Source organism: Alteromonas sp. 38, assembly GCF_902506055.1.
GTDB classification, from domain to species: Bacteria; Pseudomonadota; Gammaproteobacteria; order Enterobacterales; family Alteromonadaceae; genus Alteromonas; species Alteromonas lipotrueae.
In genome coordinates, this window is record NZ_LR733300.1 from 4,694,673 (window position 1) to 4,708,471 (window position 13,799).

The window sequence follows — 13,799 nt, forward strand, 5'->3', positions numbered from 1 at the left end:
CGCTTTCGATACGTGCATTGTTCTATTTACCCAAAGAAGAATGCGCTGGGTTGGAACAGCTTTTCTACATCGCCAATGTATTTTTTGTCGACTAAGAACAGAATAACGTGGTCATTTGCTTCAATAAGCGTATCGCTATGGGCAATGATCACTTGGTCGTCTCTTACTACCGCGCCTATGGTAGTACCAGGAGGAAGTTTAATTTTACCGATTTCTTTACCCACAACCTTGGACGTATTTTCATCACCATGTGCAATCGCTTCTATCGCCTCTGCTGCACCACGGCGCAAAGAATATACGTTTACAATATCTCCGCGTCTAACATGGGTAAGTAGGGCCGAAATCGTCGCCTGTTGCGGTGAAAAAGCAATGTCTATTTCTCCACCTTGTACTAAGTCTACATAAGCACTACGTTGAATCAGTACCATGGCTTTTTGTGCGCCCATGCGCTTGGCCAACATGGCAGACATAATGTTAGCTTCATCATCATTGGTCACCGCAATGAATGCATCAACTTGCTCGACATTCTCTTCACTGAGCAACTCTGGATCTGATGCATCACCGCTAAACACAATCGTTTTGTCTAAGTGAGCAGAAAGGTATTTTGCTCTTTCGTGACTAAACTCAATCAGCTTCACGTTATGTTTGTGTTCAAGTTTTTTCGCTAGTCCTGCACCAATTAAGCCGCCACCGGCTATCATAATGCGTTTATAGCTAGACTCTAATTTTTGAAGTTCACTCATTACCGCACGAATATGCTTAGTTGCAGCAATAAAGAATACTTCATCATCGGCTTCGATAACGGTAGTACCCAGTGGTCGAATAGGGCGACCGCGGCGATAGATTGCTGCCACCCGTGTTTCCACATTGGGCATGTGGTCTTTTAACGCTGATAACGCATGACCTACCAGTAAACCACCATAATAGGCTTTTACCGCCACTAAGCTGGCTTTACCATCAGCAAATTCAACAACCTGTAAAGCACCAGGGTAGTCTATAAGCCGTTTAATAGCTTTAGTCACTAGCTGTTCAGGAGCAATGATGTGGTCTACAGGTATGTCCTGCTGCTTATAGAGTTGTTCTTGGTAAATAATGTATTGTTCTGAGCGAACGCGAGCAATCTTGGTCGGGGTTTTGAATAAACTAAAGGCAACTTGGCAAGCGAGCATATTGCTTTCATCACTGTTCGTTACCGCGATAAGCATGTCGGCATCTTCTGCACCGGCTTTTCGTAATACGTCCGGGTGAGAACCCACGCCATTAACCACCTGTAAATCTAATCGGTCTTGAAGCGCACGCAAGGTATTGGGATCAGAATCGATAACCGTAATATCGTTCTTCTCTCCTACAAGGTTTTCAGCAAGTGTTCCGCCAACCTGACCTGCGCCTAGAATGATGATTTTCATCGGTGTTTATGTGCCTTATTGCTTTTATTTGCTCAACGACTTTACCAGTCTCGCATAGTAGAAACCATCCATTTGTTGCTCGCCAGGTAGGATTTGTCTACCGGGCTTACTCGGTGTTTCGGTTTTTATAACAGGGACTAATGTAGCATCGGCATTGCGTTCTAAAAATGCGCTAATCTGCTGGCTGTTTTCTTGTGGCAGAATAGAGCAGGTGGCGTAAAGCAATGTGCCACCAGGCTTAAGTGTTTGCCATAAGCTAGTTAGTATTTCAGCTTGTAGTGCAGCAAGTGCATCAATATCACTAGACTTTCTTAGCCAGCGAATATCGGGGTGGCGTCGTATAACACCAGTGGCAGAGCAGGGTGCATCAAGCAAAATTCGGTCGAAGTGTTGTCCATCCCACCATGTATCAGGCTTAGCCGCATCGCCTTGCTTTATAACGGGCAAATTGGTTTGAGTATGCTGCAGGCGAGTCATGTTTTCTTCAACGCGCTTTAAGCGGTTCTCGTCAGCATCAAGGGCAAGGCAATAGGCTAATTCAGGGGTACGCTCAATAATATGACCCGTTTTACCACCAGGGGCTGCGCAACAATCTAATACGCGCTCGTGTGGTTGAGCATCTAAATAATGGGCTGCAAGCTGAGCTGCACCATCTTGTACAGCAAAGTGGCCTTTTTCAAACCCTGACAGCCCCGTAATATCCTCTCGGCCTTCAAGTCTGATAGCATCTGGGTGTTCAGCACTTAACGAATAGTTAATCTCAGCAGCATCCAATGCAGCAGCGTAATCGGTAAGAGATACTTGTTTAGTATTTACTCTTAGCCAAATAGGCGCCATGGCATTGGTAGCTTCGCGCACGGCATCAGCATCTTGGCCATAGGCATCTTCTAGAGCCTTAAATAACCACTTGGGTAACCCACTGGCAATAATGGGATTATCGATAGGTTTGTTAACCAGTTCTTGGCGCATAAAGTTGCGCAGTACAGCGTTAACTAAGCCTTTTAAAGCTGTGCCGCCTAAGTAAGGAGAGGCATTAACGGTTTCGCCTACCGCAGCATGTTGACTTACGCGAGAAAACGCTAACTGGTACAGCCCCAACAGAATAAGGTGCTCTATTACTTTTTTATTCCCTTTTAAAGGGCGATCGAGTAACTCTCGTAACCAGTGCTGTAATATGGGAAGTTTACGCATGACGCCCAAAGACATTTCTTGGATCCACGCATTGTCTCTAGGATGATGGCGACGTTGAACCCGCTCTAGGCAGTCTCTTGACGATTTACCTTGTTCTAGAATTTGATATATCACCCATGCACAATCGGCACGAAGGTTTTTTTGTTTCGGTAATGGAGTGGGTTTCACTATTCTTCCGTACTGGCAATGCAGTTACCTGGTGCGAACCAGTCTTTGCGAGCATTAACGACATCTGCAGCGGGCAATGCTTTTTTCCCAGGTATTTGCAGGGTGTTGATTCGTAGGGCACTTGAGCCCGTAGCTACCACAATGCCGTGCTTGTCAGCTTGAATGATAGTACCTGGGGCATGTGAAGTCTGTAGGCCATCAACCACATCCACCGACCAAATTTTAATATTTTGCGATTCAATTTTAGTCCAAGCTACAGGCCATGGATTAAAGGCGCGCACGTTTCGTGCAATTTGCGCTGCGCTATCGTGCCAATTAATAAAAGCTTCTTCTTTGGAAAGCTTTTTGGCGTAAGTTGCTTCGCTATCATCTTGCTTCACAGGTGATAGGGTGTCGATACTGTTTACTACATCTAATAATGCAGTAGGACCAAGTTCTGCTAGCTTCTCGTAAAGCGACGCACTGGTATCGCTTTCGCTAATAGGCAAGGTGGCTATATGCAACATGTCGCCGGTATCTAGCCCTTCATCCATCTGCATGATTGTAACGCCAGTCTCACTATCGCCAGCCCATATCGACCGTTGGATAGGTGCAGCACCACGCCACTTAGGCAAAATTGAGCCATGCACATTCAGACAACCTAATTGGGGAGCATCAAGTACAGACTTAGGTAAAATTAACCCATAGGCAACCACAATCATTAAATCGGCTTTAATGTCTGCCAATATTTTCTGCGCTTCGTCATTTTTTAAACTAGCTGGCTGATAGACTGGAATCTCATGTTCTTGAGCAAGCACTTTTACGGGGCTTGGCGTAAGCTTTTTACCCCGTCCAGCAGGACGGTCTGGTTGGGTATATACCGCAACAACGTCATGAGTACTAGATAATAAAGCACTCAAATGCTGAGCTGCAAAATCCGGCGTGCCGGCAAAAATGATGCGTAATGGTTTTATCAAAACTAACCTCAGTCGCGTGCAGCTAAACGTGCTTCTTTTTCAAGCTTTTTACGAATTCGCTGGCGTTTAAGCGGAGACAAGTAATCAATAAACAGTTTGCCTTTTAGATGATCCAATTCATGTTGAATACAAATAGCCAATAGACCGTCTGCTTCCAACTCAAATGCTTCACCGTTTTCATTCAGTGCTTTTACCGTAATTTCTTCTGCGCGCTCTACTTTGGCGTAGTTACCAGGAACAGAAAGACAACCTTCTTCACTGATCGTGCTGCCATCTTTTTTGGTGATTTCCGGGTTGATAAAAACACGAGGCTCGTCTTGGTCTTCCGCTACGTTCATTACAACAACTTGAACATGTCTGTCGACTTGAGTAGCAGCCAAACCAATTCCATTCTCGTCTTTCATGGTTTCGAACATATCCGAAACCAATTGTTTAATGTCGTCGTTCACGTCTTCTACCGGTTTTGCTACGGTACGAAGTCGTTCATCGGGAAAACTTAATACGTCTAAAATTGCCATGTGTCGCTTATTTAACCTTTTCGCTGTATAAATTCATATACGATCTAGTCGCTCGTACACTTTACAGTGCCTTTTGAGTTACTATTCTAACGTATATCGAGTTATATCGTGCAGTTTTTTGCTGCCGCGCCACAGTATTGAGGCACAATATCGATATAGTAGTATTGTCTGAAATTTCAACAGTAAATGGCAGTGGAAAAATTGCGGGTGGTTAATTTGAAAAATCGATTGAAGAATGCAGCACGTACAATTGTAATGGTAGTGGCGTGTTTTGCCGTATTTTCAGCAATGTCTCAACCACTAAAAGAATCTGCGCCAAAGACGTACACAGTTCAACAAGGTGATACCTTATGGGGCATCGCTAATCTCTTTTTAAATCAGCCATGGCTCTGGCCTGAACTCTGGCGTCACAACACTCAAATAGATAACCCGCATTTAATATACCCCGGTGATGTTATCTCGGTGTCTTACATCAATGGTGAGCCCGTATTTTCGATAAATCGAGCTAAGCCAAGCTTAGTGCTTTCGCCTGGTTCCGTCCGAAGAGTAAAGAGTGCGCCTATAGAGACATTATCATGGTCGGTATTAGCCCCCTATATAAAACAACACACTCTGGTATCTGAGGAAGAGTATGAATTACTCCCCCATTTATTGGGAAATCACGGTGGTAATGTGAGTTTTGTGTCTAACGACCTAGTGGTAAGCCAACAAGAAAACCGCCCTGACGATCAGTATCAGGTGGTAAGAAAGCAATCTATTATACGCAATATGCAAGGTAACGTGCTTGGTGTGCAACTTACCCATGTAGCAAAAGCTAGCTTAGAGACGGACGTGTCATTGCCAAACGCCAGAATGGTGAAGCTTTCAGGTTCAAATCAGGAAGCGAAACGTGGAGATAAGCTACTTACTGATAGCTTTACGTTAGATGCTGATTTGGTTCTGCAAGAAGCAACATCACAAAGAGGCTTCGTGATTGGCGATTTACATGATCACGACTTACTCGGGCGCTACGATGTTGTGATACTAGATTTAGGCGCACGTGAACTAACGGCGGGCACCCTGATGGGCATCTACGCTGGTGGCCCTGACATTATAGATGGTGAAGAACCTCAATACGCTAGTAATAGTGATGTCATAAATGGAAACGGGCTTTTTACAGATAAAGTACAGCAACCTGCACTTAAAATTGGTGAAGTCATTGTGTTTAAAACTTTTGAGTCAGCTAGCTACGGCATTATAACTCGAGCAAAAGAAGGCGTAAGACGCGGCTTCATTGTGGCAAAACCCTAACACGTTATTGCCGCTTATTATTTAGGAGCGGCCATGACAACTTTCCAGCCACATGAAGTAAGCAGTAATGCTGTTAAAGCCTTGGATAAAGCCCTAGGCAAAGAACAGATAGCCTGGCTGACAATGGCTTCAGCAATAAATATCGCAACAGGGAAGTGGCTTAAGGCGCTTGAAGCAGAATCGCTTAGCGCACTAGCATTATTGGATGGGATTCATAAAACCGCTTTCACTTCGGGTGCTCTCCATACCCTTACACAAGCAATTTCTCCTAACTTACTTGAAAAAGCGACACGCTGGCATGCTTCACATGCAAAGCATCATATTGTCACCCTAGGGTGCACACACTACCCTGAGCGATTAAGGACCCTGCCAAATCCCCCGTTGGTGTTATTTGTTATAGGTAACATTAATACGTTAGTTATGCCTCAAATAGCGATTGTAGGGAGTAGACGGGCGAGTCATCAAGGTAAGCAAATTGCCACTGATTTTGCCGAAGCACTAGCAAGTAACGGCGTAGCAGTAACCAGCGGGTTGGCAGCAGGAATAGATTCAGCTGCCCACAAAGGTGGTTTGGTGTGCGAAGGTGGCACCCTTGCGGTAATGGGGACGGGGCCTGATATTGTGTACCCCCCTAAAAATGTATCACTACACCGGGACATCGTGAATGCAGGGGGCGCTTGTATTACCGAGTTCTTTCCAGGTGTATCTGCTAAGCCTTGGCATTTTCCCCGAAGAAACCGAATAATTGCTGCTATGTCACTTGGAACCCTAGTCATAGAGGCAAAAATAAAGAGTGGTACCTTGATAACTGCGAATTTGGCCGCAGATATGGGGCGTGAAGTATTTGCAGTTCCTGGAAGTATCTTCCATGCTTACTCCGAAGGATGTCATTGGTTAATTCAGCAAGGCGCTAAGCTGGTAACCTGTGTTGATGACATTTTCGATGAAATTGTAGTGTCGACTGGTGAGAGAGAATGCCAGAACGAAGCGTTAAGTAAAAAAAGTGAAGTGAATAACTTGGCAACCGATAAATTATTAGATAGTGTGGATTACGACATCACCGCTATTGATGTTATAGCGCAGCGCTGTACCTCTCCTGTTAATGAGGTTATGGCATCATTATTAGAATATGAGTTGCGTGGTTTAGTAGCTGCTGTCCCTGGTGGCTACATTAAATTGAGGGGAAAATAATATGTTCGATATCCTCATGTACCTGTTTGAAAACTTCATTCACAGTGAAACTGAAATTCGAGTCGATCAAGACGAGCTTACCGAGGAGTTGGTACGCGCGGGTTTCCATCATGATGAAATCTACAAAGCATTAGCGTGGCTTGAAAAGCTAGCGGCTTTGCAAGAAACAGATATTAAGCCTTATTTTTGTAAAGGGATTAGTACCAGCCTCAGTCGTATTTATACGCATGAAGAGCAGATGCGATTAGACGTAGAGTGCCGTGGCTTCTTGTTATTTTTAGAGCAAGTGGGCGTGGTAGATGCGTCAACGCGAGAAATGGTAATAGACAGGGTAATGGAAATAGACTCTTCTGAATTCTGTTTAGAAGACCTAAAGTGGGTAGTGCTAATGGTACTGTTTAATGTGCCAGGTAAAGAAAAAGCCTACGCACAAATGGAAGATTTATTATTTGATGAACCTGACGGCGTGTTGCACTAATGTGCTTCATGTCGTGCTAGTTGCTGGTTTATGTCGAAAATTGATCATTCACTTTTCTCTGCGCACGAACATGCCTTAGAAGACGCTTTCGGTGATTGTCCCGATTGCGGTAAACCACTGCATATAAAAAACAGCAAATCAGGCCCTTTTATTGGCTGCACCGGTTACCCAGACTGTCATTTCAGCAAGCCATTACACGATAAACAAACTACCTTATTAAAACTACTTGATGGAGTTTCCTGCCCAGAATGTGATTCTACCTTGGCTATCAAGAAGGGGCGGTTTGGTATGTTTATAGGCTGTACCAATTTTCCTGAATGCCACTATATCTCGCCAATTAAACAGCAAGAAGACACCCACGTTACTTGCCCTAAGTGTAAAAAAGGACAACTTGCGTCCCGCACCAATAAATACGGTAAGCAGTTTTTTGCGTGTGACCATTATCCCCACTGTCGTTATGTGCTAAATTTCACGCCAGTAAATGAAACATGCCCCGATTGTGGCTGGACCGTTCTGATTAAAAAGAAAGGCCAAATTTGTTGCCCTCAGCCAGCGTGTGGCTTCAAAAAAGACGATAAATAACACCTACAGAGAAAAACACTAATGAGTATCCCGACCAAGGGGCAAGTAGACACTAGCGACCCAATTGTATCCGCGTTTAAAAATGGTGACTTATTGGTTTATCCTACCGAAGCGGTTATGGGCATAGGCTGTGACCCAGACAACGAAGCGGCTGTGTTAGCGCTCTTAGCATTGAAGCAGCGCCCCATAGAAAAAGGGGTAATTTTGATTGCCGCTAACTATTCTCAGTTATTACCTTATATAAATGATGAAGCCATACTTCAGCACAGACGTACTGAAATTGTGTCTAGTTGGCCTGGGCCAAATACTTGGCTGCTACCTAAGTCGGCGTCGACGCCACAATGGTTAACTGGCAAGCATGAAAAAATAGCGGTTCGAGTCAGCAACCATCCAGTGGTTAAAGCTTTATGTGAAAAGCTAGAAAAGCCACTTGTATCTACAAGTGCCAACCTAACTGGCCAACAACCCGCAATCACGCAGCAGGATGCAATCAATATATTTGGTGATAGTGTTTTCTATATTGATGGGGAAGTAGGTGGCCACGCTAAACCCAGTACCATCCGTGACGGCGACACCGGAGAGATAATAAGATCATGATTGACCCCCAACACGTAAATCAACAGTTAGACGGTAAAGACGCCGGTGAAGTAATAGAACAAGTAAAAGCGTACTTATTGTCTTTGCAGGACAACATTTGCCAAACCTTAGAACTTGCCGACGGTAAAGGGCAGTTCAAAGAAGATTCTTGGGTTCGCGAGGAAGGTGGTGGCGGGCGTTCACGGGTTATTAAAAACGGCGCAGTAATAGAGCAAGGTGGGGTTAATTTTTCTCACGTGTTTGGTAGCCAAATGCCGGCGTCTGCCACGGCTAACCGTCCGGAACTTGCGGGTAGAAACTTTCAAGCCATGGGGGTCTCGTTAGTTATTCACCCACACAACCCCTATATTCCAACGTCTCATGCAAATGTACGCTTTTTTATTGCCGAAAAAGAAGGTGAAGCCCCTATTTGGTGGTTTGGCGGTGGGTTCGATTTAACCCCGTTTTACCCCTTTAAAGACGACGTCGTGCATTGGCACAATACCGCGAAGAAATTGTGTGCTCCCTTTGGTGAAGACGTGTACGGGAAATATAAGAAGTGGTGTGATGACTACTTCTTCTTAAAGCATCGCAATGAAACACGTGGTGTAGGCGGTTTATTCTTTGACGATTTAAATGATTGGGGTTTTGAAACTTCATTTAACTTTATGCAGGCAGTGGGTAATGGTTTTGTCGATGCTTACGTACCTATCGTAGAAAAGCGAAAAAGTACCTCATACGGTGAAAGAGAGCGTGACTTTCAGCTTTATCGCCGTGGTCGCTATGTAGAGTTCAACTTGGTATTCGATAGAGGCACCTTGTTCGGGTTACAAACTGGTGGTAGAACCGAATCAATCTTAATGTCTATGCCACCACTTGCCCGATGGGAGTATTGCTATACTCCAGCCCCAGGTAGCGCGGAAGCAAAGCTAACTGATTGGCTTCAGCCTACAAACTGGTAATATTTTGCACCATGGGTTCTTCCTGTGGTGCCATTCCCTTGATCCACATCAAATTCCCTCATTACCAAGGTATGTAGCTAGATTGCACCTTGCGCTGGATCAAATTATTTTCTTTTTAAACGTTTACAGTGTCGTCATTATCATTAAACACACAAGAGACACACAATGCGTACACACACACTTTCAGCCATATGTATTTCTTTAGCGCTTGCCGCTCCTTTTGCTTCTGCTCATGAAAAGGGTGATTGGATAGTTCGTGGTGGATTAACAACCGTTGCGCCCGACGAATCATCCTCTAACATCATTGCCGGTGGTAGCGATTTAGGTGTAGCACTGACTATCGATAACGATACCCAGTTAGGATTAAACGTTGCTTATTTCATCACCGACAATATCAATGTTGAATTGTTGGCCGCAACGCCGTTTACTCACGACGTGAATTTTTCAGTTAACGATCCACTAGGGACAGGTAATACATTGGGAGAAGTCACGCACTTACCCCCAACTGTTACTGTTAACTACTACTTCAACGATGCTAATGCTGCTTTTCAACCTTATATTGGTGCAGGTTTAAACTATACCTTTATCTTTGATGAGTCATTTACGGCTGCAAATAAAGAAGCAGGCCTTGAAGATTTGTCTTTAGATAATTCTGTAGGTATTTCTGCACAAGTGGGAATGGACTATCAAATAGATAAAGAGTGGCATGTTAATGCGTCAGTACGTTACATCGATATTAATACCGAAGCGTCATTTACCGTAGGTGGTGCAGAAGGTAGAGTAAACGACATTGATATTGACCCTTGGGTTTATACTTTGTCTGTAGGCTATACATTCTAAGATTCATCTAATGAGGTAAGTTACGTTTATATAAGTGGCTTATTAAGCTCGGATAACCTTGAATCTTAATCTGAAGCGTTCCGTATCTCACGGAGCGCTTTTTATTTAGTATTAATCATATGCGTGGCAAGTTGATCTAGCGCGTTAAGAAGTTGCTGCGCCAAAGGAAGGTCATCAACCGACTCGTGCATGGCTTTTCGCATACAGTACATCCACTGGTCTTTTAATTCTGGGGTAACACTAAAAGAAAGGTGTCGTGAACGTAGCCGTGGGTGACCATATTGCTGCTGATAGGTATCAGGTCCGCCTAACCATAAACTTAAATAAAGAAAAAACACTTCTCTGATTCTATCTGTTGGCTGAGGATGAATAGCGTAAAGCTCTTTTGCAATAGGATCATCACGCATAATGTCATAAAAACGGTTTGCCAAAAGGCGTACCTTATCCTCTCCACCTATTCGGTAATATGGTGTAGTCTCTGACACAGCAGGTTTTTCCTTTCGTATCGATTTAAAGAAGTTAGACATTCCCATGACAGACAGCCTTATTAATAACAATTCAATGAAAAAGTTTGCCGTTTTCGGTAACCCTATTGTTCAGAGTCTATCACCAACTATTCATCAAATGTTCGCTAAGCAATGTGGCGAGCAAATTAGTTACGAAAAGATCCTTGCGCCAGAAGATGGTTTTACGCCTGAAGCGAAGGCATTCCTAGCGCAACCAGACGCTATAGGTTGTAACGTTACTATGCCGTTTAAACAAGATGCCTTTGCCCTTGCCAACGTAGACGACCAGGCTGCGTTAGATGCAAAAGCGGTTAATACATTAATGAAGCGTAGCGATGGCACCGTTGCAGGTTTTAATACCGATGGCGTAGGGTTAGTAAATGATTTACTTAATCATGGTGTACAACTGCAAGGTAAACGCGTGCTATTAATAGGTGCAGGTGGAGCGGCAAGAGGTGTAATAGCACCGCTTATTGCTTCAGGTATAGCGTCGTTACATCTTACTAACAGGACAAAGGCTAAAGCAGAAATAGTGGCAAGTGAAACGGGCGGAGGAAAGGTTAAGGTTGTTGGTATAGAAGACTGCGATACAGTAGCCCCACATATTATTATCAATTCAACAGCCGCCAGTTTAAGCAATGAGTTACCGTGTAGTTTAGATGGCGGTGTTTTACATCACTGTGAAGTGGTTTACGACATGGTTTATAAAAACTCGCCCACGCGTTTTATGAGAGATGCGGCAGAGTTGGGTGTAAAGACACAGATAGATGGGCTAGGGATGTTAGTTGAACAAGCTGCCGAATCATTCTATATATGGACGGACAAACAACCGAATACAAAAGACGTTATTGAATATCTCAGAAAAGTCGTCGTTGGATAGGTTTAGTTAAGGAAATGGTTGCCCCCCCCTCGTAGTTTGATATTTTCACGATAGTTGGCGAAAGTGATTACTTGTATTTACACGGTCGTCAATAGTCGCTAAGGACTTACAATAAAATTTATAAACAAGGAAAGTTATGAAATCAATTTCTTCTCTCTTATTCACCGCTGGCCTTATCATCAGCGCAGGTTATTCGCATGCTACGACAAAGGTTACTGTTTGTCAGAGTAACTCAGCCTGTTCTGATTCTGCATTGAAAAGCCATGTTATTTCTGTCGCTCAAGGCGAATCAGCTGATGTAATTGTGTTGGACATTCTAAATGGAAAGAGTTTTCACTATGAGGTCGCGGTGATTGATGCTGGTGGGCTTGAATTCCCTGGTATGTATACAGTGGGAGCGCGAAAAGTATCAACTTTACCCGATGAGGTTACTATAGCTGCTGCAGAATTCATCGGGTTTAGTACCGATCCTCTTGGAAATACACTAGATGATGCATCTACGAAATTAAGTGTAGTCAACGGAAGGCCTGTATATATGCTTAGTGATGTATGGGACGGGCCCCAGAGTTTACCGGAATTGAGTCAGTCTATTTATCAAATAAATAGCGCAATCTCTTCTAAGCTTCAAAGAGCGGCTGAGCTTAGAAAAGTAGATGTTCAAGTTAGTTTGTCGGCGGCATTACAAGCTGCAATATCTAAGGTAATTACGGGTTCCATTTCAGCCTCTGTCGCAGTAACTCAGTCCTCTTCAAATCAAATGACAGTATATTTTAAAGGTAATAATTATCTAACTGTTGCTGTGAAGTTAACCTACAATGGCGCGAATGGGGTTTCAGCAGAAGTTAAAGCACTGAGTGTTATTGATAATGGAGTAGTAGTATTTGAGATACCAGTGGAAAATGGAATTGCTAATCTTGAGGCCGTTTTTGGAAAAACTTTCGCGTATAATGGAAGTAATCAATCGTCTATGAGTAATTGGCTTGCCGGCTTGAACCTTGGATTATCTTGGAATAGCCGACGTGGCACAGTAACAATAACAGATATTAATGATCCCGATATCGGCGAAGTCGAAGATCAATAATTCTTAAAAACAGCATCCAATATTGGATGCTGTTTTTATTTAAGATACTCATCTTTTAATACAATATAGTTGACGGCCGATTGTTTTAAAAATGCGATTTCAGCGTCATTGAGCGGTCTTTTCTTTTGCATTGGGTTGCCAACATAAAGAAACCCGCTCTTTAATCTTTTGTTTGGCGGTACCAATGTACCTGCGCCAATGAGCACATCGTCTTCAACAATAACGCCGTCCATAACAATAGCGCCCATCCCTACCAAAATACGATTTCCAAGCTCACAGCCATGAAGCATACATTTATGGCCCACAGTAACATCGTCACCAATAATGAGTGGAAAACCGTCTGGGTTGGACACAGATTTACGAGATACATGTAACACACTGCCATCTTGAATATTGCTGCGTGCACCAATCGAAATATAATTTACATCTCCACGGGCAGCGACCAATGGCCAGATGCTTGCGTCGTCGCCTAGGGTAACGTCGCCAACGATAACGGCAGACTCATCTATATAACAGCGATCACCGAGTGTGGGAGAAGTTGATTGATAGGTTCTAATTGTCAAAATTGCACCTTTATACATAAATTCATCAATAGTGATTGCATTAAAACAGAGAACAGGGGGAAAGAACCAATCTTATTCCACCACTGTTTAAGTAAAAGTAGGCAATGGACGTAATAGTTAATTGGCGAAAACCCGTATTTATGTGTGATTTATAGGCTGTGTGGTTGGTATTTTAAGCAGTTAAACGAAATGTGACACTTTTTTTAAATCAGAGGTTGACGCAGGCTCAGAAATCTCTAGAATGCGCATCCGCTTCGACAGGAAAGTGAAATAACTTACACTGACAAAGCAAGTCACTACTTACCTTTAAGGCCAAGTGTGACGGGGTTTTAAAGAAAACACTTCAGAAAATAAAAATTCAAAAAGTGTTGACACTGAAAACTTCAAGCGTATAATACGCACCTCGCTCAAACAGAGTGAGTCACCAAAAAGCAACGGCTTACGGTGAGGTTACGTTAAGTAGCCACGTTCTTTAACAATTTAGACAAGACAATCTGTGTGGGCACTCATTAAGAGTGTCACACAACGACGATTCATATTCGATATATTTAATTGAAGAGTTTGATCATGGCTCAGATTGAACGCTGGCGGCAGGCCTAACACATGCAAGT

Annotated in this window: 15 protein-coding genes and 1 rRNA gene; 10 read left to right on the forward strand and 6 right to left on the reverse strand. The window is 43.5% G+C overall.

Going from position 1 to position 13,799, the window contains the following annotated elements; all coding sequences use genetic code 11:
- Positions 1-26: 26 nt before the first annotated feature.
- Genes trkA through def form a run of 4 tightly spaced genes read right to left on the reverse strand, consistent with a single transcriptional unit; the run spans position 27 to position 4,239 of the window.
- Entirely contained in the window at positions 27-1,406 is a 1,380-nt protein-coding gene (gene trkA / locus FLAVO9R_RS20295) for a Trk system potassium transporter TrkA (protein WP_013782523.1), read from the reverse strand.
- 24 nt (positions 1,407-1,430) lie between these two features.
- Positions 1,431-2,765: a 16S rRNA (cytosine(967)-C(5))-methyltransferase RsmB gene (gene rsmB, locus FLAVO9R_RS20300; RefSeq protein WP_159534289.1), complete on the reverse strand. Its 1,335-nt coding sequence runs from the start codon at positions 2,763-2,765 to the stop codon at positions 1,431-1,433.
- Positions 2,765-3,721, reverse strand: coding sequence for a methionyl-tRNA formyltransferase (fmt, locus tag FLAVO9R_RS20305; protein WP_159534291.1), 957 nt, complete (start codon positions 3,719-3,721; stop codon positions 2,765-2,767). Before fmt ends, rsmB begins: the two co-directional genes overlap by 1 nt.
- A gap of 8 nt (positions 3,722-3,729) precedes the next feature.
- The gene (def, locus tag FLAVO9R_RS20310) at positions 3,730-4,239 is read right to left on the reverse strand and encodes a peptide deformylase (protein ID WP_159534293.1); all 510 of its coding nucleotides are present in this window, start codon (positions 4,237-4,239) and stop codon (positions 3,730-3,732) included.
- A gap of 186 nt (positions 4,240-4,425) precedes the next feature.
- Between def and FLAVO9R_RS20315 the strand changes: the two genes are divergently transcribed.
- The 7 genes from FLAVO9R_RS20315 (at position 4,426) to FLAVO9R_RS20345 (ending at position 10,158) form a co-directional block, all read left to right on the forward strand.
- Entirely contained in the window at positions 4,426-5,529 is a 1,104-nt protein-coding gene (locus FLAVO9R_RS20315; protein WP_442858574.1) for a LysM peptidoglycan-binding domain-containing protein, read from the forward strand.
- A 33-nt stretch (positions 5,530-5,562) separates the two neighbouring features.
- Positions 5,563-6,720, forward strand: a complete 1,158-nt coding sequence (gene dprA / locus FLAVO9R_RS20320; RefSeq protein ID WP_159534295.1) for a DNA-processing protein DprA — start codon at positions 5,563-5,565, stop codon at positions 6,718-6,720.
- 1 nt (position 6,721) lies between these two features.
- Positions 6,722-7,198, forward strand: coding sequence for a DUF494 family protein (locus tag FLAVO9R_RS20325; protein ID WP_013782529.1), 477 nt, complete (start codon positions 6,722-6,724; stop codon positions 7,196-7,198).
- A gap of 30 nt (positions 7,199-7,228) precedes the next feature.
- Positions 7,229-7,780: a DNA topoisomerase family protein gene (locus tag FLAVO9R_RS20330; protein ID WP_159534297.1), complete on the forward strand. Its 552-nt coding sequence runs from the start codon at positions 7,229-7,231 to the stop codon at positions 7,778-7,780.
- A gap of 21 nt (positions 7,781-7,801) precedes the next feature.
- The gene (locus FLAVO9R_RS20335; RefSeq protein ID WP_126871557.1) at positions 7,802-8,377 is read left to right on the forward strand and encodes a Sua5/YciO/YrdC/YwlC family protein; all 576 of its coding nucleotides are present in this window, start codon (positions 7,802-7,804) and stop codon (positions 8,375-8,377) included.
- Positions 8,374-9,318: an oxygen-dependent coproporphyrinogen oxidase gene (hemF, locus tag FLAVO9R_RS20340; RefSeq protein ID WP_159534299.1), complete on the forward strand. Its 945-nt coding sequence runs from the start codon at positions 8,374-8,376 to the stop codon at positions 9,316-9,318. Before FLAVO9R_RS20335 ends, hemF begins: the two co-directional genes overlap by 4 nt.
- A gap of 165 nt (positions 9,319-9,483) precedes the next feature.
- Entirely contained in the window at positions 9,484-10,158 is a 675-nt protein-coding gene (locus FLAVO9R_RS20345) for an OmpW/AlkL family protein (protein WP_159534301.1), read from the forward strand.
- A 101-nt stretch (positions 10,159-10,259) separates the two neighbouring features.
- Here the strand turns inward: FLAVO9R_RS20345 and FLAVO9R_RS20350 are convergent, their stop codons facing one another.
- Positions 10,260-10,691, reverse strand: a complete 432-nt coding sequence (locus FLAVO9R_RS20350) for a group II truncated hemoglobin (protein WP_159534303.1) — start codon at positions 10,689-10,691, stop codon at positions 10,260-10,262.
- A 28-nt stretch (positions 10,692-10,719) separates the two neighbouring features.
- On the opposite strand from FLAVO9R_RS20350, the gene aroE reads away from it, so the two are divergent.
- Together aroE and FLAVO9R_RS20360 are read left to right on the forward strand one after the other, a co-directional pair.
- Positions 10,720-11,544 carry a shikimate dehydrogenase gene (gene aroE, locus FLAVO9R_RS20355; protein ID WP_159534770.1) on the forward strand — a complete coding sequence of 275 codons (825 nt, stop codon included), beginning with the start codon at positions 10,720-10,722 and terminating at the stop codon, positions 11,542-11,544.
- A gap of 136 nt (positions 11,545-11,680) precedes the next feature.
- Positions 11,681-12,625, forward strand: coding sequence for a hypothetical protein (locus FLAVO9R_RS20360; protein ID WP_159534305.1), 945 nt, complete (start codon positions 11,681-11,683; stop codon positions 12,623-12,625).
- A gap of 35 nt (positions 12,626-12,660) precedes the next feature.
- On the opposite strand, the gene FLAVO9R_RS20365 is transcribed toward FLAVO9R_RS20360, so the two are convergent.
- The gene (locus FLAVO9R_RS20365) at positions 12,661-13,206 is read right to left on the reverse strand and encodes a gamma carbonic anhydrase family protein (RefSeq protein WP_159534307.1); all 546 of its coding nucleotides are present in this window, start codon (positions 13,204-13,206) and stop codon (positions 12,661-12,663) included.
- A 531-nt stretch (positions 13,207-13,737) separates the two neighbouring features.
- Between FLAVO9R_RS20365 and FLAVO9R_RS20370 the strand changes: the two genes are divergently transcribed.
- A 16S ribosomal RNA gene (locus tag FLAVO9R_RS20370) occupies positions 13,738-13,799 on the forward strand; the annotation flags it as partial.

What these genes read in the sequence shown, in the direction of transcription:
- trkA (WP_013782523.1), bottom strand. Translation starts at nt 1,406, where the DNA reads ATGAAAATCATCATTCTAGGCGCAGGTCAGGTTGGCGGAACACTTGCT.
- def (WP_159534293.1), bottom strand. Translation starts at nt 4,239, where the DNA reads ATGGCAATTTTAGACGTATTAAGTTTTCCCGATGAACGACTTCGTACC.
- FLAVO9R_RS20315 (WP_442858574.1), top strand. Translation starts at nt 4,426, where the DNA reads ATGGCAGTGGAAAAATTGCGGGTGGTTAATTTGAAAAATCGATTGAAG.
- dprA (WP_159534295.1), top strand. Translation starts at nt 5,563, where the DNA reads ATGACAACTTTCCAGCCACATGAAGTAAGCAGTAATGCTGTTAAAGCC.
- FLAVO9R_RS20325 (WP_013782529.1), top strand. Translation starts at nt 6,722, where the DNA reads ATGTTCGATATCCTCATGTACCTGTTTGAAAACTTCATTCACAGTGAA.
- FLAVO9R_RS20330 (WP_159534297.1), top strand. Translation starts at nt 7,229, where the DNA reads ATGTCGAAAATTGATCATTCACTTTTCTCTGCGCACGAACATGCCTTA.
- FLAVO9R_RS20335 (WP_126871557.1), top strand. Translation starts at nt 7,802, where the DNA reads ATGAGTATCCCGACCAAGGGGCAAGTAGACACTAGCGACCCAATTGTA.
- hemF (WP_159534299.1), top strand. Translation starts at nt 8,374, where the DNA reads ATGATTGACCCCCAACACGTAAATCAACAGTTAGACGGTAAAGACGCC.
- FLAVO9R_RS20345 (WP_159534301.1), top strand. Translation starts at nt 9,484, where the DNA reads ATGCGTACACACACACTTTCAGCCATATGTATTTCTTTAGCGCTTGCC.
- FLAVO9R_RS20350 (WP_159534303.1), bottom strand. Translation starts at nt 10,691, where the DNA reads ATGGGAATGTCTAACTTCTTTAAATCGATACGAAAGGAAAAACCTGCT.
- aroE (WP_159534770.1), top strand. Translation starts at nt 10,720, where the DNA reads ATGAAAAAGTTTGCCGTTTTCGGTAACCCTATTGTTCAGAGTCTATCA.
- FLAVO9R_RS20360 (WP_159534305.1), top strand. Translation starts at nt 11,681, where the DNA reads ATGAAATCAATTTCTTCTCTCTTATTCACCGCTGGCCTTATCATCAGC.
- FLAVO9R_RS20365 (WP_159534307.1), bottom strand. Translation starts at nt 13,206, where the DNA reads ATGTATAAAGGTGCAATTTTGACAATTAGAACCTATCAATCAACTTCT.